This is a genomic window from Arthrobacter sp. Bz4 (assembly GCF_003075455.1).
Taxonomy (GTDB): Bacteria; Actinomycetota; Actinomycetes; order Actinomycetales; family Micrococcaceae; genus Arthrobacter_D.
On record NZ_QDAE01000014.1, the window covers coordinates 1 to 16,393 of the forward strand.

The 16,393-nt window shown below is 60.3% G+C and carries 17 protein-coding genes and 1 riboswitch; of the genes, 6 read left to right on the plus strand and 11 right to left on the minus strand.

Annotated features, from left to right (window positions below; translation table 11 throughout):
* Nucleotides 1–123: 123 nt before the first annotated feature.
* The gene (locus tag DDA93_RS11170; protein WP_116778832.1) at nt 124–438 is read right to left on the minus strand and encodes a hypothetical protein; all 315 of its coding nucleotides are present in this window, start codon (nt 436–438) and stop codon (nt 124–126) included.
* Between the two features lie 277 nt (nt 439–715).
* Between DDA93_RS11170 and DDA93_RS11175 the strand changes: the two genes are divergently transcribed.
* Complete coding sequence (locus DDA93_RS11175) at nt 716–1,393, plus strand: GAF and ANTAR domain-containing protein (RefSeq protein WP_116778833.1); 678 nt, start codon at nt 716–718, stop codon at nt 1,391–1,393.
* Between the two features lie 64 nt (nt 1,394–1,457).
* Here DDA93_RS11175 and DDA93_RS11180 read toward each other — a convergent pair whose 3' ends face one another.
* On the minus strand, nt 1,458–2,303 hold the full coding sequence (locus DDA93_RS11180; RefSeq protein ID WP_116778834.1) for a universal stress protein: 846 nt from the start codon (nt 2,301–2,303) through the stop codon (nt 1,458–1,460).
* Nucleotides 2,304–2,585: 282 nt separating this feature from the next.
* On the opposite strand from DDA93_RS11180, the gene DDA93_RS11185 reads away from it, so the two are divergent.
* Genes DDA93_RS11185 through DDA93_RS11200 form a run of 4 tightly spaced genes read left to right on the plus strand, consistent with a single transcriptional unit; the run spans nt 2,586 to nt 8,705 of the window.
* Complete coding sequence (locus DDA93_RS11185; protein WP_116778835.1) at nt 2,586–5,273, plus strand: HAD-IC family P-type ATPase; 2,688 nt, start codon at nt 2,586–2,588, stop codon at nt 5,271–5,273.
* The gene (locus DDA93_RS11190; RefSeq protein WP_243400604.1) at nt 5,270–7,822 is read left to right on the plus strand and encodes a glycosyl hydrolase family 65 protein; all 2,553 of its coding nucleotides are present in this window, start codon (nt 5,270–5,272) and stop codon (nt 7,820–7,822) included. Before DDA93_RS11185 ends, DDA93_RS11190 begins: the two co-directional genes overlap by 4 nt.
* Complete coding sequence (locus DDA93_RS11195) at nt 7,819–8,529, plus strand: universal stress protein (RefSeq protein ID WP_116778837.1); 711 nt, start codon at nt 7,819–7,821, stop codon at nt 8,527–8,529. Before DDA93_RS11190 ends, DDA93_RS11195 begins: the two co-directional genes overlap by 4 nt.
* Complete coding sequence (locus DDA93_RS11200; RefSeq protein WP_165802624.1) at nt 8,505–8,705, plus strand: universal stress protein; 201 nt, start codon at nt 8,505–8,507, stop codon at nt 8,703–8,705. The genes DDA93_RS11195 and DDA93_RS11200 overlap by 25 nt, the downstream gene beginning before the upstream one ends.
* A gap of 40 nt (nt 8,706–8,745) precedes the next feature.
* Here DDA93_RS11200 and DDA93_RS11205 read toward each other — a convergent pair whose 3' ends face one another.
* The 4 genes from DDA93_RS11205 to DDA93_RS11215 are packed head-to-tail and all read right to left on the minus strand — an operon-like array spanning nt 8,746 to nt 10,996.
* On the minus strand, nt 8,746–9,135 hold the full coding sequence (locus DDA93_RS11205) for a CBS domain-containing protein (RefSeq protein WP_116778838.1): 390 nt from the start codon (nt 9,133–9,135) through the stop codon (nt 8,746–8,748).
* Nucleotides 9,136–9,165: 30 nt separating this feature from the next.
* Nucleotides 9,166–9,516: a transcriptional regulator gene (locus DDA93_RS11210; protein ID WP_116778839.1), complete on the minus strand. Its 351-nt coding sequence runs from the start codon at nt 9,514–9,516 to the stop codon at nt 9,166–9,168.
* Nucleotides 9,513–9,788 carry a DUF1538 family protein gene (locus DDA93_RS17130; RefSeq protein WP_347693550.1) on the minus strand — a complete coding sequence of 92 codons (276 nt, stop codon included), beginning with the start codon at nt 9,786–9,788 and terminating at the stop codon, nt 9,513–9,515. Before DDA93_RS17130 ends, DDA93_RS11210 begins: the two co-directional genes overlap by 4 nt.
* On the minus strand, nt 9,770–10,996 hold the full coding sequence (locus DDA93_RS11215) for a DUF1538 family protein (RefSeq protein ID WP_347693552.1): 1,227 nt from the start codon (nt 10,994–10,996) through the stop codon (nt 9,770–9,772). Before DDA93_RS11215 ends, DDA93_RS17130 begins: the two co-directional genes overlap by 19 nt.
* 391 nt (nt 10,997–11,387) lie before the next feature.
* On the opposite strand from DDA93_RS11215, the gene DDA93_RS11220 reads away from it, so the two are divergent.
* On the plus strand, nt 11,388–12,128 hold the full coding sequence (locus tag DDA93_RS11220) for a GntR family transcriptional regulator (protein WP_243400605.1): 741 nt from the start codon (nt 11,388–11,390) through the stop codon (nt 12,126–12,128).
* A gap of 11 nt (nt 12,129–12,139) precedes the next feature.
* Here DDA93_RS11220 and DDA93_RS11225 read toward each other — a convergent pair whose 3' ends face one another.
* The 5 genes from DDA93_RS11225 to DDA93_RS11245 form a co-directional block, all read right to left on the minus strand.
* Nucleotides 12,140–12,637, minus strand: a complete 498-nt coding sequence (locus DDA93_RS11225; RefSeq protein WP_116778841.1) for a hypothetical protein — start codon at nt 12,635–12,637, stop codon at nt 12,140–12,142.
* Nucleotides 12,634–13,512, minus strand: coding sequence for a cytochrome c biogenesis CcdA family protein (locus tag DDA93_RS11230; protein ID WP_024475548.1), 879 nt, complete (start codon nt 13,510–13,512; stop codon nt 12,634–12,636). The genes DDA93_RS11225 and DDA93_RS11230 overlap by 4 nt, the downstream gene beginning before the upstream one ends.
* The gene (locus DDA93_RS11235) at nt 13,512–14,252 is read right to left on the minus strand and encodes a DsbA family protein (RefSeq protein WP_024475549.1); all 741 of its coding nucleotides are present in this window, start codon (nt 14,250–14,252) and stop codon (nt 13,512–13,514) included. The genes DDA93_RS11230 and DDA93_RS11235 overlap by 1 nt, the downstream gene beginning before the upstream one ends.
* 160 nt (nt 14,253–14,412) lie before the next feature.
* A complete protein-coding gene (locus DDA93_RS11240) occupies nt 14,413–15,312 on the minus strand; it encodes a LysM peptidoglycan-binding domain-containing protein (RefSeq protein WP_116778842.1) in 900 nt (299 codons plus the stop codon).
* A 2-nt stretch (nt 15,313–15,314) separates the two neighbouring features.
* Nucleotides 15,315–15,500: riboswitch (cyclic di-AMP (ydaO/yuaA leader) on the minus strand.
* Nucleotides 15,501–15,635: 135 nt separating this feature from the next.
* Complete coding sequence (locus DDA93_RS11245) at nt 15,636–16,364, minus strand: VIT family protein (protein ID WP_024475551.1); 729 nt, start codon at nt 16,362–16,364, stop codon at nt 15,636–15,638.
* Between the last annotated feature and the right edge of the window lie 29 nt (nt 16,365–16,393).

Here is a 16,393-nt window from a genome sequence, read left to right on the forward strand (position 1 = left end):
CCACGTCCGGGCAGACCCCCCATGCTCCGCCCGAACGTGGCGGGACTCGTCGAGAAATCGGCAAGTGGAGGTCCCCTGGGCATTCTGGCACCCAGGGGAAGGCTTCTTCTGGGTTGCTTGCGGCTAAAGAACATCGAGGCTGTGCTTCAGCGCGGGACAGGTAGGGAGATGAGCGGGCATCGTGATCCGGAGTTGGGGATCTGCCGCGACGGTCCCCGTGAGCGAGTAGGCCTCCAGCGAATGCAGTGCTTCGGCGTCGATGTGACGTGCGTGCGAGAGGTCAATCTGAACCGCGAGACTTCCGGATAAGCCTTGAGCGCGGATGATTAGGGGGAGAAGCGCCTTACAGCCTTGAGGCGTCAGACAACCGGTAATCTGAACGGTCGCGCTGGCATGGTCGATCTCCAGCTTGATAATGACTCGCAATTTATGTTCCACGCATGGCTCCACAAGTTGATCTTCTTGCGGCCAGCTACTGGACCTAAGGGACAGCGTAGACGCAAATACGCCAGGGCGGTAGCCCCGAGCACTGCAAAGTGCGCAGAAGTAGCCCACGCGTCTCTCCACGAGTTGATGTCCAATCGTGGTAATGACGGGGCTTCGGACGATCTGTGGACTGGATTCACATAACGCGGGATACTGGGATATGGCGGAAAGCAGTACCGCACCGAACAGACTCGTTGGAGCTATCCCAAGCAGTGTCGCTTTCGAAGACATGGCCGAGCAGATGAGTGAGTTCGCTCGTGTGCTGCAAGCCGAAGACGATGTGGAATCCCTCCTCGCGCATATGGTCAAGGCAGCCATCGACCTGGTGCCGGGCACCGATGATGCCTCGATCAGTCTGATAACGGGACGACGGCGCGTAGAGTCCCGCGCCCCGTCGAGCGATCTCCCCCGACAGGTTGATGCTCTGCAGACCCGGGTCGGTCAGGGTCCTTGCCTTGATGCGGTATTCGAACACCGCACCGTCAGTGTTCCGGATATGGCTCACGAAGACCGCTGGCCTCGTTTTGCTGAGGGGGCGATGAACCTCGGTGCTGCGAGTATGCTCGCTTTTCAGCTTTACGTGGAAGGGGACAACCTTGGGGCGATGAACCTCTATAGCCGGCACACCAACGCATTCAATGCCGAATCGGAGGAAATTGGACTCTTGATTGCCGCTCACGCGTCGGTGGCTTTTGCGGAGAGCAAAAAAATGGATCAGATGCATGATGCTCTTGCCAGCCGGGACACGATCGGCCAGGCTAAGGGGATTTTGATGGAGCGGTACGGAATCACTGGGAATCAAGCATTCATTCTGCTTGTGCGTTCGAGCTCGAATACCAATACCAAACTTGCCACAATTGCTGAATACCTCACGGGTACTGGAGAACTTCCACGCCGCAGTCGATGAGCTGGGTGATCGGCGGGCTCGTAGACAAGATTGGGGGATTCACCTGGGCCGAGAACAGGCTTCATCAGCGGACGATGATGGTTGTCCCCTGGGCATAATGCAAGACCGCGTGCACGGTGGACCCGAGGCGAACGGTGAGGGTGTTGCGTCCCTTGGCGCCGACAACAACGCAGGAGGCCTTTTGTGCATGCAAAACGATATTCCTCGGCACAGTGGGTCCGTCCAACGAGTCTTCGACGATGGTGACATCGACGTCATCGTCCAGTAGATCGAGGGCCTGTTGGACGACTGGATCGTTCTTTGATTCTGAAACCGGTGGTCGCGTGATGGCGTATCGGCTGTAGGGACGAATATGCAGTAGACGTAGGGAGGTGTGGCGCGCTTTCGCCATATCCGCGGCAAACAGAAGGGCTTTGTCGCTTTGGGGCGAGCCGTCAATGGCGACGAGGATGCCCCTTTTTGCCAGTCGTTCTTTTCGTACGACGGCAACGGGGCAGGAGGCACAGGATGCCAGGTGGAGACTGACTGATCCGATGAGCAGGCCTTTGAAACCGCCCAGTCCTCTGGACCCGGTGACAAGCAGAGAAGCGTCCGTGGAAGCTTTCGTGAGGACCTCGGAGGGGTGTCCAACAATCAGATGAGCGCTTGTGTTGACGTCTGGCTCGGCCTGTTTGGCGAGTTCCAACCCTCTGGCAGCAGTTCTTTCTGCTGCCCGCCGGGCACTGTCGGAGGCGTCGATGATCGAGCCAGGTCCGCCTGAATGAGACATTCCCATCCAGCAGTGCACGACGACGAGGGGCAGCCCGGTCGCAGCGGCGTGGTGCGCAGCCCACAAAACTGCACGTTCTGATGTGTCAGATCCGTCGTAGCCGACGAGAATCGGATGCTGCGGCGCCTCGTGGGTACTCACGCTGGCCCCCCACTGTGAGTTGGGCCAGTAGACTCCGGGCGAGGAATCATAGCTCTTTTCGCATGGGGTGGGATCAAAGTCGCGTTCACGATCAGTCCTTGACTGGTTGAGGGTCTCCTCCTTAGATCATGCCCTGGCTGAATTCGGGCAGGTAGAGCCTAAGGACCCCTTCTGGAAGGCCTTTACGGCGCACAGGAGCTCCCGCTGTCCTGTTGCAGTCAGTTGCTGCACTCGGTCCGAAAGTCCCTTGTCGGATAGCCAGTGTCCGAGAAGACTGAGCCTATGTCAGCCCAGTTCGCGGCCTCCGCGCCGAGCTCAGCGACGCCGCCCTCATGGCACGCGTTGAATCCTCCCGAGGTCTTCTCGGTTTTGTCATCGGGCCCGCAGGGGCTCAGCGGTTCCGAGGCTACCCGCCGACTGGCTGAACTGGGCCCGAATGAGCTGAGCTTCGCGAAGGTGAGCCCCTGGTGGCGGATACTTTTTCGCCAGTTCATCAGCCCGCTGATTGGTATTCTGCTGGTGGCGGCTGTGGTGACCCTGGTTCAGCAGCACTGGGTGGACGCAGGCGCGATCTTCCTCATCCTGTGTATCAATGCGGCCCTGGGCTTTTTTCAGGAACGCAAGGCGGAGGAGGCCGTGCGTGCACTCCAATCGTTGGCCAGCCCGACGTGCCGGGTACTGCGGGACGGCACAGAACAGGTAATCCCGGGGCGAGACGTCGTCCGCGGGGACGTGGTGCTGCTGGAGAGCGGCGAACGGGTATCGGCTGACCTGCGGCTTTTCGAAGCCAACGGACTGCAGGTGGATGAGTCGATGCTGACGGGGGAGTCCTTCGCCGCGTCCAAGCATACCGCTGCCCTGCCAGCAGACATCAGCGACGCCGACAAAACGAACGTGGCATTTAGTGGCACATTTGTTGGGAATGGCAGAGGCAAAGGCGTCGTGATTGCGACCGGGGCCAGCACTGCCCTGGGAGAGATCAACGCCCTCGTCCAGGGCCCAACCGGGAAATCACCGCTACAGCTGCTCACCCACAGCCTGGAGCGTCGGATCGGCCTGATTGTCCTCGCCGCGATTGTCTTCATCTTCATCGCCGGGCTGGTGCTAGGCAACGACGTCTCTACGATGTTCCGCACCGCTGTCGGACTGGCGGTTGCCAGCATTCCCGAGTCACTGCCGATCGTCCTGACGGTGGCGCTGAGCCTGGGGGTGTCACGGATGGCCCGGCGGAACGCGATTGTGCGCACTCTGCCTGCCGTTGAGACGTTAGGGTCCACCAATGTCATTGGTTCGGACAAGACCGGGACGCTCACCGAAAACCGGCTGACCGTGGAGAGGATCTGGACGAGTGACGGGACCGTGGATGTTTCCGCTGGGGACGACAGCGGATCAACGGACTCGCCCTTGGTGCGTGCCGTCCTGCGCGCCGGTGCACTGACCAATGAGGCGACACTCTCCGCCGAAGACGATGACCTTGAATATTCAGGCGACGCGGTCGACGCGGCAATGGCCCTGACCGCCGTCGTCCGCGCCGCGATCAGTGAAGCGGAGCGCACAGCCGAACCGGCTGCCCATCAACCCTATGAACCTCACCTGCGCTATTCGCAGACCGTTCAGCAGGATGCCGCCGGGCGCCGGACACTGTACGTGAAGGGATCTCCGGAGGCAGTACTGGCTGGGGCAGTTGTTCTGGCGGTACCCGGCGGAACCGTTCCTCTGGACGAGGCGCAGGTCCACGCGGCCAACGAAGCGATGGGCAGGGACGGGCTGCGTGTCATTGCCACTGGGTCCAGAATCCTCGCCGATAGCGAGGAACTGCCTTCACCTCTGCCGCCGCCCTCCGGTCTGACGTTTCTGGGGATGGAAGGAATGACTGATCCTCCGCGGGCCGGAGTAGCCGACGCCATTGTGAAATGCAGACGGGCCGGGATCAAAGTCATGATGATCACCGGGGACCATCCCGTGACGGCGACGGCCATCGCCGGCCGGCTGGGCCTCTCGACGGACAAACCCGCACTCACTGGCGCGGAAATGGCGGACCTGGATGATCAGATGCTCGCCGCCCGGATCCTACAGACGTCCGTTGCGGCACGGGTGTCCCCGGTGGAGAAGCTCCGGATCGTGCGCGCGCTGCAGGCCAACGGCAAGGTCGTCGCTGTCACCGGCGACGGCGTCAACGATGCCCCGGCTCTCAAGGCGGCTGCGATCGGCGTCGCGATGGGTAAGTCCGGAACCGACGTCGCCCGCGAATCCTCCGATGTCGTACTGACCGACGACAACTTTGTCACCATCGTGCACGCCGTTGAAGAGGGGCGGGTTACGTTCTCCGCGGTCCGGAAGACCACTTTCTTCCTGCTCTCCACTGGTGCGGCCGCCCTGGTTGCCGTGACCTTGAGCGTTTTTGCCGAGGCACCCCTGCTGTTCCTGCCGGTCCAGATGCTGTGGATGAACGTGGTGACCAATGGCGCCCAGGACATCGCACTGACCTTCGAACCGGCGGAAGGTGATGAGCTCACCCGTCCGCCCCGCGCGCAGTCCGAGGGCATCCTTTCGCGCACCCTGTGGTTCCGGGCGGGGATCACCGGCTGCTGGATGGCGCTGGCCGTGACCCTGACTTTCATTGTGGCTCTACACAACGGGTACACGGAAACCCATGCCCGGACCTTCGCGCTGACGATGTTCGTGGTGCTTACCTTCTTTCAGGTCCATAGTTCGCGGGCCGAAAACAAGTCCTTCTTCCAGCTCCGGCTGCTAGCCAACAAACCTCTGCTCTTCACCTCCCTGGCGGCCCAGACACTGCACTGGGCCGTGCAAACCTGGCCGGTCTCCGCGGACTTACTCGGGCTCACGCCCCTGCGTCCGTGGGAATGGCTCCTTTGCATCGGCATCGGCTCAACGGTGCTGATCATCGTGGAGGCCGAGAAGGGCGTCCGGCGCTGGGCGCACCGCCACGACACGCCACCGGCATGACTAGAACCCCGCCCCACGGCGAGACGGCCCCTGACCACCCGGATCACGGCTCCGACGCCAAAATATCGGCGTGGGCCGGCTGCAATTCCGGCAGCAGCCAATGGCTTCTGAGCTACGACGGTTTCGATCCAGTGACCGAAGGCTTGCGCGAGAGCCTTTGCACGGTCGGTAATGGCTACTGGGCTACCCGGGGAGCAGCGCCAGAAGCCGACGCGGACGCTGTGCACTATCCGGGAACCTACCTCGCCGGTGTGTACAACCGGGCGAGGACAGACCGGGCCTGGCACTCCGTTGAGGATGAACACATGGTCAATGCCCCCAACTGGCTACCCCTGTGGTTCAGGGTAGCCGACGGCAACTGGTTCCAACCGGGAACCGCCCACCTCCTTCGCTACCGTCAAGAGTTGGACCTACGAAGAGGTGTCCTGACCCGTGTCGTCCGGTTCCGAGATGACGCAGGAAGAACCACCAAGGTCACATCACTGCGGTTCGTGTCTCACGCGGCTCCGCACATTGCCGTGCTCAGCACCACGTTTGAGGCCGAGGACTGGTCAGGTCCCATCACCGTACGGTCCGCGATTAACGGGCAGATTGCGAACCGGAACGTTGCCGCGGACCGTTCGCTAACCGGCAACCATCTCATGCCTCGCCGGGTAGTCGAGCTCGATGGTGAGACCGTACTGCTCGATATGGAGACCACCCAATCTGGCATCCATGTGGCCACAGGCGCACGCACCCGGGCCTTCGACGGGGACAGCCCACTCACCCCAGACCGCCATTTCCTCTGCGATAACGCTGGCTGGGTAGCCCAGGAATTTATTCTGGACGTGGAGCAGGGACATCCGACCCGCGTGGAAAAAGCCGCCGCGGTCTATACCTCACGCGACCGGGCGATAGCTTCCCCCGCCCGAGCGGTGACTAATGCCCTGCACCGCGTGGGCGATGCCGATGGGCTATTGGCCGCCCACGAGCAGGAATGGAATATTCTGTGGGAGTCGTTCGAGGTGTCACTGGACTCCGGCAAGAGGCAATCACTCGCGCTGAACCTGAACACCTTCCATGTCCTGCAAACAGTGGCTGCCGTCGACGTGGACCTGGATGCTGGCGTCCCGGCACGTGGCCTGCACGGGGAGGGTTATCGCGGACACGTCTTTTGGGATGAGTTGTTCGTATATCCCATTCTCACCCTCCGCCGCCCCGATCTCAGCCGGGCGCTACTGGGCTACCGATACCGGCGTCTGGACGAGGCGCGCGCGGCAGCACTGGCTGCCGGTTTCGAAGGCGCAATGTTCCCGTGGCAAAGCGCCATTGACGGACGAGAAGAAACGCCCACAGAGCTTTTCAACCCATATAACGATAAGTGGATGCCCGATAACTCGCAGCGACAGCGGCACGTGGGCCTCGCCGTTGCCTACAGTGTGTGGCACCACTACCAGGCCACCGGCGACATTGCCTTCCTCATCCAGCAAGGCGCCGAGCTTATCTTGGATGTGTCGCGCTTCTTCGCCAGCCTATGTAGCTACGACAGCCGGGACGACCGGTACGACATCGAGGGCGTCATGGGCCCTGACGAATTCCACGATGGGTACCCGGGCTCTCCGGGGCTGGGCCTGCGCAACAATACCTACACTAATGTGATGACCGCATGGGTCCTGCGCCGGGCAGTAGAGGTCTATGGACTACTCGAAAACCGGTACTGCGAACCTCTCCGAACCCGGCTCAACTTGGGGCCGGATGAAATCCAGCGCTGGAAACACATCAGCCGCCGACTGCGCGTTCCGTTTCACCCGGACGGCGTCCCGAGCCAGTTCGAAGGATACGAAAACCTGCCAGAATTCGACTGGCAGGGATACCGGGACAAATACGGATCTATCGGCAGGTTGGATCTGATCCTCGCGGCGGAAGGCGACAGCACCAATAACTACAGGCTCTCAAAGCAGGCCGATGTGCTGATGCTCCTCTATCTCTTCTCTGCAGAGGAACTTCGGGATCTGCTGCAGGATATGGGTTACCTCCTCCCACCGGAGGCAATCGTGCGCACTGTTGATTTTTACGGGTCACGCTCAACACATGGCTCAACACTGAGCAATGTGGTGCACTCCTGGGTAGAGGCCCGACGTGACCGGGAACGCTCCTGGACATTCCTCACCGAAACGCTTGAGAGCGACCTGGCCGATATCCAGGGCGGCACCACCAGGGAAGGAATCCATCTCGGAGCCATGGCTGGCTCAATCGACATGGTTATCCGTTGCTACACCGGGCTCGAGATCCGCGACAACATCCTGCGCATACACCCGGTGCTTCCAGCTCAACTAACCGGTGTCACTTTTTCCATCAACTACCGGGAACAGCCAATCCAGATCAACATCACACAGACCAGTGTTCGCCTAGCCCTGCGCGCCAGCGACACAAAACCTGTCAACGTCATCATCGAGGGACTATCGGCAACCCTCTCACCCGGGCAAACGCGGACCTTTCCCCTTGGAACACCGCAGCAACGGCGGCTACCCGACGACGGGACAGCACACTCCAAGGGGATCGGACTATGAACGCATTACGCCGGGTACTAGCCGGTATCGACTTCTCGGCCCGAGCCGATCGCGTGGCCCACAGGGCCGCCCTTATTTCGAAAGAAACTGGGGCCGGCCTGGACCTGTTTCATGCAGTAAACCTTTCAAGCCTGCACAGCTTCAGGCAGCTCGTCCCTAGGATCCTTGAGGGGCTGGAACAGCGGGCTGTGAACACGCAAAGAGAACAATTGGCCACTCTGAGTAGGGAACTGGGCGAACGTCACAAAATCGTAGCCGGAGTCAGTGTCGCCACCGGCGACGCCTTCACCCAGATCGAAATATGCGCCGACGAGGTGTCCGCAGACCTAGTGGTCCTGGGGTCCCACGGAATCAGCGCCTTGCCCTTTCCCATCGTGGGTTCGACTGTAGCCAGGATGGCTGCAGCCAGCCGGCACTCCGTGTTGGTAGTCAAAGAGAAGCCGTCCGGTCCTTACCGGAACCTGCTCCTTCCGGTGGACTTTTCCGCGCAGTCCGGACTTGCGCTGAGTGCAGCCTCGGCTGTAGCTCCGGAGGGGAATCTTATTCTGATGCATGCATACGGGGTGCCATTTGAAGGGAAGCTCCGGGCATCCCGAGACCTCGATGCGATCCTCGAACCGTTCCTGGCTACTGCCCAGAGGGAGCTTACCAGAAGATGCGAAAACTTCTCGAAACTGCCGGAGTGGCCGGACAAGTCTCTGAACTAGTCGCCGTGCATGGTGAGCCGCTGCCCCAGATCCTCGAACTGGAGAAGACACGTAGGTGTGACCTCATCATTATCGGCCGGCGTGGCACGGTGCCACTGCTGGAACAGGTGTTCCTTGGAAGTGTCGCCAAACAGGTACTGGCGCTGTCACGTGCGGACGTGCTGATAGTCAGATAATGAAATGCCTGCCCGTGCTCGAACCCGGAACTGGATAGGACTAGGCCAGTTCGTCCATGCGCCGGGCCAAGATGTCGTTCATCGCAAGCAGTCCGACAAGTCGATTTCCCTCCACGACCACCAATCTGCTGAGCTGATACCGGCTCATGAGGGCGGCTGCTTGCCGTACGGACAGGTGTTCATTGATGGTGATCACCGGGATGGTCGCTGCATCGTAGACGTTCAGTAGATCCACATCGCCCTCCTGCGCCACTACAGCGTCCAGCAGTTCTCTGTAGCCTAGGAGGCCATAGGCATCGTGGTCGTGCTGACGGTCCACCACGAGGCTTTTCACCTGGCGTTCCCTCATTAGGGACAGCGCCTCGCGCAGTGTGCTGTAGGGCGAGATGGTGACCACCTGGACCGCCATGACATCTTTGACAGTGAGCATCTTTTTTCTCCTCAATCAGTAGCGGGCAGGCTAGGCATCATCGTGGCGAAGGCGTTCCTCGAACCTGGCTACCTGCCGTAAATCGATCCCAGTCAGGTGTTCGATGGGGATCGCAAAGGCCAGTCCGCGGCTTTCCCTATCCCGGACCAGGACCTGGTGCAACTCTTTCAGGATCGGAGTACTCAGATGTGTCCCTACGATTATCAGGAGCACGGACTGCGTCCCCTCGAACGTTAGACCGAAAAACGTCTTTCGCGCCTCGCCCCCGATGCCCTTTCCCTGCATGATCGTCACTCCCGCCGCACCAGCCTGCTGGGCGTGTCTGATGACTTCATCCTCAAGGTCATCCGGGGCAATGACTACTACGGCCGTGAATTTCATGCCGGTTCCTTTCTAAGCCTGGGAAATCGCTCCACTACCATGGCATACACCATGACGGATATGACCGGGAAGACCGAGGCGAAAGCGATGAGTCCAAAACCGTCGACCAGCACGTTTCTTCCCTCTACTGCAGCCGCCAATCCTATGCCGAGGGCCGTTACCAGCGGTACGGTGACCTCCGACGTCGTCACTCCGCCCAGGTCGAAAGCTAGTGCGAGGATGTACTTCGGAGCAAAGAAGGACAGCACCAGAGCTACGGCATAGGCGGCCATGATGAAGTACTGGAACGGGGCCCCACCAGAATCCGGTACACCCCGAAAGAAATGCCCAGAGCGACTCCGGTCGCAACGACAACCCGCACCGCGGACCCGTTGATCCGCCCCGGTGCCACACTCTCAGCCTGCTCACCAATTGCGAGCAGGGCGGGTTCAGCCATCGTAGTGGCGAATCCAATCAGCAGCCCGAACAGGACAATGAGGGCCGGAATGCCCAGCTCGATGAGTTGCTCCGCCATGAGGGTCCCGATCGGAAACAACCCAAGCCTCAACCCGACAACAAAGGCGTAGAGCCCCACCAGTACCATGGCGAACCCGACAGCTACCCGTATTGGGTGGGCCAGCCGTCGCCTGAGGGCGACGTATTGAAAAAAGAGGACCACACCCACGATCGGCAGGACCTCCCGGATCATCGAAGCCAAACCCAATATCATCCCTACAACCCAGCCACCCGTGCTCGCCTCAGGGTCGACTGCAGGTAGCCCTGCCTCTGACCCGCTGAGCGCGTATACCCAGACCCCGTAGAGCTGCACCCCAATCATGGGCACCATGACGCACAGCGCCACCAGCCCGAAACCATCCGCCAGAAGGCTGCGTCCCCGAATGGAATTGGCCAACCCGAGACCAATGGCCGCGATCAGAGGGACGCTAACGATGTTGGTTGTTACCCCACCCGAATCATAGGCGAGCCCGATAATTTCCGGTGGTGCCAGATACGTCAAAAGAAGCACCACGGCATAGCCGACAATCAGGAGCTTCTGGACAGCCCAACCCCGTAGCACTCGCAGAATACCCAGGATCATCACGAGTCCCACCGAGATGGCGATGATTAGGCGAAGCGTCAACCCATCAATGAGCCCCCCACTAACCAGTTGAGCCTGCTCCGCGACCGCAATAACCGCCGGTTCTGCAACGGATGCAGAAAACCCTATGGCGAAACCAAACGGCAACAACAGGCTCAGCGCGCCGCGCCGGACAAACTGATTGGCCAAATTCTTGCCCACCGGAAAGATGCTCAAATCCAGCCCATACAGAAACAAGGCAATCCCAACACCGATGATCAATAACCCGGCCAACAAACCCCAAGGATCATCGGGCACGGAACGGAAAACGAAAACCTGAAACACCACAACGACGACGACGATCGGCAGAAGATTCCTCAGCGCTTTGAGGAACTCGCCTTTAAATCGGCTGAAGTGCTCCATCGGGTCTCTCCCGGCGACAGTCTTGCGTCCGCTTTGACCTTTCAGTCTGCCGGGCCTCCGAGACAACGTCCACCCCAAGGCAAAAGGAAGACCATAACTGACTGCCCGGGTCGCCTAGCCGAAGTCAGTGAGCGTGCCGTGTGTTCCTAGGGCTCGCGAGGCCAGGAACAGGTGGTTGGTCGCTGGCTCCAGGTCGGCGTTACCTCTCACACAGCGCCAGGAGTGTGGCACGGGACCCAGCGAGACAATCCCTCACGGTTCCATTCCCAGGCCGTTCAAGCTGCGTCATTCGGCCAGTTGCTGGGGCGTAGCCTTGGTTCAGCTAGTAGATGGGATGAATGGGGATGCGGGTGTGCGGTTTGAATGAAGGGTTTCGGGAGGGATTACCGGCATGACGACAACTGATGGAACTAGAGCGGCAGGTCCGTTGTGGAAACGGGTGAGCGCCGATTTGTTGACCGAGCTCCAACGTGGCACGTTCGATGCCCGGTTCCCGGGCGAGCTTGAGTTGGCGCAACGATACGGGGTCAGCCGCGGAACGATCAGGGCAGCGTTGAGGCCCTTGCGGGATGCGGGGCACGTTAACGCGCATCCCGGGCGAATGTCGCGGGTCCAGGCGGGAGGAAATACAGCCTTCGGCCCGTTATACAGCCTGCTGGCGTCCGTGCGAGACTCTGGGATGGAACACCGAAGCGTTGTGCTTCAACAGGAAATCACACAGAGTCCTGCCACGGCGACCCTGCTTTCCTTGAAGCAGGACGCCGAATTCTTCCATCTCACTCGGGTGCGCTTTGCCGACGAGGAGCCAATTGCGCTGGACGAAGTGTGGATGCCTGCAGATATTGCGGGAGGTTTAGTGGATTCAGATTTCACCAGGAACTCCTTGTATGGGGAGCTCGAAAAGCATTGCGGAATGGTCCTCAACGGCGGAACTGAGCAACTCTCGGCTGTCCTGGCCGCTCCGGAGCACTCGAGGCTTCTGCAATGTGCCGCCGGTTCGCCACTTCTACTGATCGAGCGAACTGGGTGTCATCGGGCGCAATACGTCGAGTTCCGACGAACCTATGTTGTGGGTGACCGGGTGGAGATTGCGACCAACTTCGGGTGTAAAGCGGATCCGCCGACGTCCTGAACAAACGGCCGTTATACCGACTTCGCTGGGACTGGGCAACGATCCTCATACGTGGCGCGCCGGTAGAAGGCCCAGGAGAGTAGGCCGATAGCGAGAACCGCGAGGACGGGTTGAATGGGCTCGAAGTACTGCATCGCTCCCGAGGTTCCCAGAGCGAGCAAGACGATCTTGTTGCACACGGGGCAGCCGACGGCAAAAAAAGTCACGATCGCCCCCGCGATGCCCGAACGGGTCCGCGGAGATTCCTCAATCCGATCCTGGGCGACATAGGTACCGAGGACCAGGCCGCTTAGCGCCGAGGAGATGATCAGTGCTGGCACCGACCACCAGGTGGGGGGAACTTCACGGCTGAATAATGGCGTGTCGATGAGATCGGTCGGAATGGCTACGAGCAGGAAGGTCGCCACCGCACCGAATAATACGGAGATCCACCGGCGTAAGGGCCATTGACGAAGAGCAATGAACAGACTGTGTCGCTGGGTCGTGGGGTTCCTGGTGAGGGGAGTCATGGAGCTTCCTTTGACACTTGATCCGAAGACGCTTCTGGTGATGCGGGGTCATTCGGGGGTGCTGATGACCTGTGGCTGCGCCGGCGTAAGTAGATGGCGCCGGTTGCGGTGAGGAGCATGAGAATTAACAGCATGACAGCTACGTCGGGGATTGAGTCCGCGAAGGTACGTACCGCGTTCTCGAGGGCGAACTGGTCGGTAACGGAAAGGATCCCACCCAGACTCGCTGTTCCGTCTGTGGCGATGAGGAAGATTCCGATGCCGATTGAAAGGGAGCCAGAGATCACCATAATCCAGGTGTTGGACCACCGTCCGATGGTTACAGGGCGGGGACGAAGCCACCGACGTCCGGAAACACCGAGGCGGTCCCACAGCGCAGCGAGGAAGAACAGCGGGACTGCCATTCCCAGTGCATAGATGGCGAGCAGAATTCCGCCGTAGACGGCGTTGCTGCCAGCTGCGGCGACGGTAAGAATTGACCCAAGGATGGGTCCGGTGCAGGCTCCTGCGACCCCGTACGCCAATCCGAGGACGAAGACGGAACCGCCGGAACCGACAGTCGCGGACCGGGTGCGGATGAATGCCGGTAGGCGGACACCGAGGATCTGAATGAGACCCAAAACGATCATGAGGGCGGCTGCGAGCCCGATGAGAATGTGTCGGTCAGTGGTGACGAGGGACCCCAGGGTGCCAGCGAAGACCCCCAGGGGTACGAGGGTGCACAACAATCCTGCGTAGAAGAGCATGGTCCGGCCGACCAGTTGCCGTTTTGTGCTGAAGGCATACGCGAAGAATGCTGGCAGCAACAATGCTGAGCACGGACTGAGGAGGGTGAGGAGACCACCGAGGAACGCCCCGCTGTATCCGATTAGCATTACTGGGGACTGGTTTCTGCCAGCACAGTCTCAATGGCTTGTTCAAATACTTCTACCGGTTGGGCGCCCGAGATGGGGATGTCGTTCACCAGAAACAAGGGTGTTCCGGTAGCTCCCAGGGCTGCGGCTTCCTCAGCGTCGGTTTGAACAGCCTGATTGAGCTCCTCCGAGTCCAGATCCGCTGTGAACGCCGTGATGTCGGCTACCCCAACTTCTTCTGCGATGCGGATCAGCTCCTCGCGCGGGAGGCTGATGTGTCCGCGGTCGGGGGCCGCAGCGAAGACGGCTTTATTGAACTCCCAGAACCTATCCTGTTCCCCTGCGGCCCGGCCGGCAACTGCAGCATCAAGAGACTCAGTTCCGAAAACAGGTAAATCTCGCCACTCAATCCTCAGTTCTCCGCTAGCAACATACTGCTCGACCAACGCCGGCAATGTCTCGCGCGAGAAAACCCCGCAGAACGGGCATCTGTAATCGGCGTATTCGACCAGAACAACGGGGGCGTCGACCTCACCCATTGCTAACGGGTCGTCGGCGATGCGCCGGGATAAATCGAACTTTTCTTCCTCCCGGCCGCCGGATTCCTCTGCGACGTCTGTTCCTGATCCATCAGAAGCGGGGGAGGAGGCTCGCTGGGAAGCGATCAAGCCAATAATCAGGATGAGCGCGGCGACAAGCAGGGCAGCGATGAGGGTGGCCGATCGAACACCCGCGGTTCGTTGATCAGATTCTTGTGGCATTCATTACTCCTGGCGTCGTGCGCCCCTGGGAAGGCACAAGGGGAGGGAAAAGGGGGATTCACCCGGACACCAGATCCCTGTTTGTCGGATCTGGTGTCCGGGCGCGTCCGAGGAACACCGCTGTCAGCGAGGTCAGAGCCCCACCAGCGGCGTTGGATAACTAGATGTTGACCCGGTAATAGACAGGACCGGAACCCACATTGACGGATTCCTCAACGGTCTGGTTACCGTTCCAGCCGCTGTGGATGGCTCGTCCGTCGCCGAGGTAGACGGCGTTGTGCGAAAAGCCCATCCCGCCGTCGGCGTAGTAGACGAAGTCGCCGGGCTGGGGATCTGATACCGGAGTAGCGAAGGCCATCAAGGACTCAGGGGACTCGTCTCCCACCCCCATCACCCCGGCGGCTCGCAATGCCCCTTCGCCCAGGACGGTGCAGTCCTGAATAGCGCCCAACTGCGTGTTGGCGAAGGCAAGAATACGGCTGTTGGCAGTACCGCTCTGGGGAGAGTCCGAGGAATCCCAGATATTTCCTGACTCGCTGCTCACCCGGTTACTCAGGGGACTGATCGATGCACTTTGTGTACTCACGCTAAAGTCGGAAACCGCTGATGGCGAGGCTGCGGAGCCAGAGGCAACCGGTGCAGCAGTCACGGCATTCGACTCCTCGGACAGCACGATGGTGTTTCCCGGGTAGATGATTGACGTGACGGTGAGCTGGTTTAGGCTCAGCAGCTTGTGCAACGCCACACCTGTCTGAACGCTGATAGCGCCCAGCGAATCACCTGACTTCACGGTGTACGCAGTGCCTTGATTGGTGGGGCTCGCCTCCACTTCGACTGTTGAAGCAGCCGATGAGAACGATGAAACGGTGTGATCCTGCGCCGGGTGGGCGATCGCCGAAGCGTGGGCGGGGCTTGCTCCCGCCGCAAGCATTCCGGAAGCAACCACAAGCGCGGCGATCTTGGGTCCCCCCTGAGGCAGGACGGCTTGCCTGCTGAGGAGAAGAATCGAACGGCTTTTCGTATCGGCGCGATGTCGGGCGCGCACAGTATTTGATGACATGGATAATCTCTCCCTATACCTACGAGGTGAGCTGTCGGATTCGGATGGGAGACACCCGGCCGCACGAAGACAAACGCCCCGCCCGGCTTCACCCCAAGGGTTCCTAAAGAACCCACCTATGGTTTCCCCGCCCCAGCCTTCCTATCTAAAGGACCAAGGCCTTTGGCTGGGTTCGGTAAAAGGCCTCGATAAGCCCCACCTTCAGTGGGGCACTGTATTAAACCTACTCGGAAAAACTAAATGTACAAACATTTACACTGACGGCGCCTCCCTGGTTGGCAACCTCAATGAAGAGAGAGCGATTCCCAGGCACCAGTGGAGCGTCAGACCACTCCCGTGGTGCCCAGGAGTGACCCGATCAGGAAAGTGGCTGCCAATGCCAGCGCGCCGCCAAGAACGATCCTTACGGTTGGGCGCGTCGCCGGGTTGCCGCCAATCCGTGCGCTTCCGTAGCCGGTTACGGCGAGGGCAATCAGGACTGCGACGAAGGTCGCGAGGACACGAGTTTCCTCTGGAAACAGAAGAATCGTCAGCAGGGGGAGGATCGCGCCAAGGGTGAAGGCCAGCGCAGATGCGGCCGCAGCAGCTAGCGGGCTCGCCACGGCGTCCTCGCGCAATCCGAGTTCAGCTTCGAGATGGGCCCCCAGGGCATCGTGTTTGGTGAGTTCCACTGCCACCTGATGGGCTGTGTCCCGGCTAAGCCCCTTCGATTCGTAGATTCCGGCCAGCTCCGCAAGTTCCGCTTCAGGCTCGGTTTCAAGCTCAAGGCGTTCCTTGGCGATGAGGGCCTGCTGGCTGTCTTTCTGACTACTCACGGACACATACTCTCCGAGGGCCATGGATATCGCGCCGCCGACAAGACCGGCAATGCCAGCGGCAAGAATCACGGGGGTTGCCGTTGTCGCTCCCGCAACTCCGACGACGAGGGCAGCGACCGAGACAATCCCATCATTGGCTCCAAGCACACCCGCTCGAAGCCAATTGAGCCTGCCATGGATGGTGTTGTCATGGGGTTCGTCACTATGCGTGCCTGGTACGGGAGAACTAGTCATGCCCGTAATCTAGGCCTCCACGAGCCAGT

Bases quoted from the DNA above. Each gene is read 5' to 3' on its own strand.
- DDA93_RS11175 (WP_116778833.1), top strand. From the start codon at position 716: ATGGCCGAGCAGATGAGTGAGTTCGCTCGTGTGCTGCAAGCCGAAGAC.
- DDA93_RS11185 (WP_116778835.1), top strand. From the start codon at position 2,586: ATGTCAGCCCAGTTCGCGGCCTCCGCGCCGAGCTCAGCGACGCCGCCC.
- DDA93_RS11190 (WP_243400604.1), top strand. From the start codon at position 5,270: ATGACTAGAACCCCGCCCCACGGCGAGACGGCCCCTGACCACCCGGAT.
- DDA93_RS11195 (WP_116778837.1), top strand. From the start codon at position 7,819: ATGAACGCATTACGCCGGGTACTAGCCGGTATCGACTTCTCGGCCCGA.
- DDA93_RS11205 (WP_116778838.1), bottom strand. From the start codon at position 9,135: ATGCTCACTGTCAAAGATGTCATGGCGGTCCAGGTGGTCACCATCTCG.
- DDA93_RS11210 (WP_116778839.1), bottom strand. From the start codon at position 9,516: ATGAAATTCACGGCCGTAGTAGTCATTGCCCCGGATGACCTTGAGGAT.
- DDA93_RS17130 (WP_347693550.1), bottom strand. From the start codon at position 9,788: ATGGCCGCCTATGCCGTAGCTCTGGTGCTGTCCTTCTTTGCTCCGAAG.
- DDA93_RS11215 (WP_347693552.1), bottom strand. From the start codon at position 10,996: ATGGAGCACTTCAGCCGATTTAAAGGCGAGTTCCTCAAAGCGCTGAGG.
- DDA93_RS11220 (WP_243400605.1), top strand. From the start codon at position 11,388: ATGACGACAACTGATGGAACTAGAGCGGCAGGTCCGTTGTGGAAACGG.
- DDA93_RS11225 (WP_116778841.1), bottom strand. From the start codon at position 12,637: ATGACTCCCCTCACCAGGAACCCCACGACCCAGCGACACAGTCTGTTC.
- DDA93_RS11230 (WP_024475548.1), bottom strand. From the start codon at position 13,512: ATGCTAATCGGATACAGCGGGGCGTTCCTCGGTGGTCTCCTCACCCTC.
- DDA93_RS11235 (WP_024475549.1), bottom strand. From the start codon at position 14,252: ATGCCACAAGAATCTGATCAACGAACCGCGGGTGTTCGATCGGCCACC.
- DDA93_RS11240 (WP_116778842.1), bottom strand. From the start codon at position 15,312: ATGTCATCAAATACTGTGCGCGCCCGACATCGCGCCGATACGAAAAGC.
- DDA93_RS11245 (WP_024475551.1), bottom strand. From the start codon at position 16,364: ATGACTAGTTCTCCCGTACCAGGCACGCATAGTGACGAACCCCATGAC.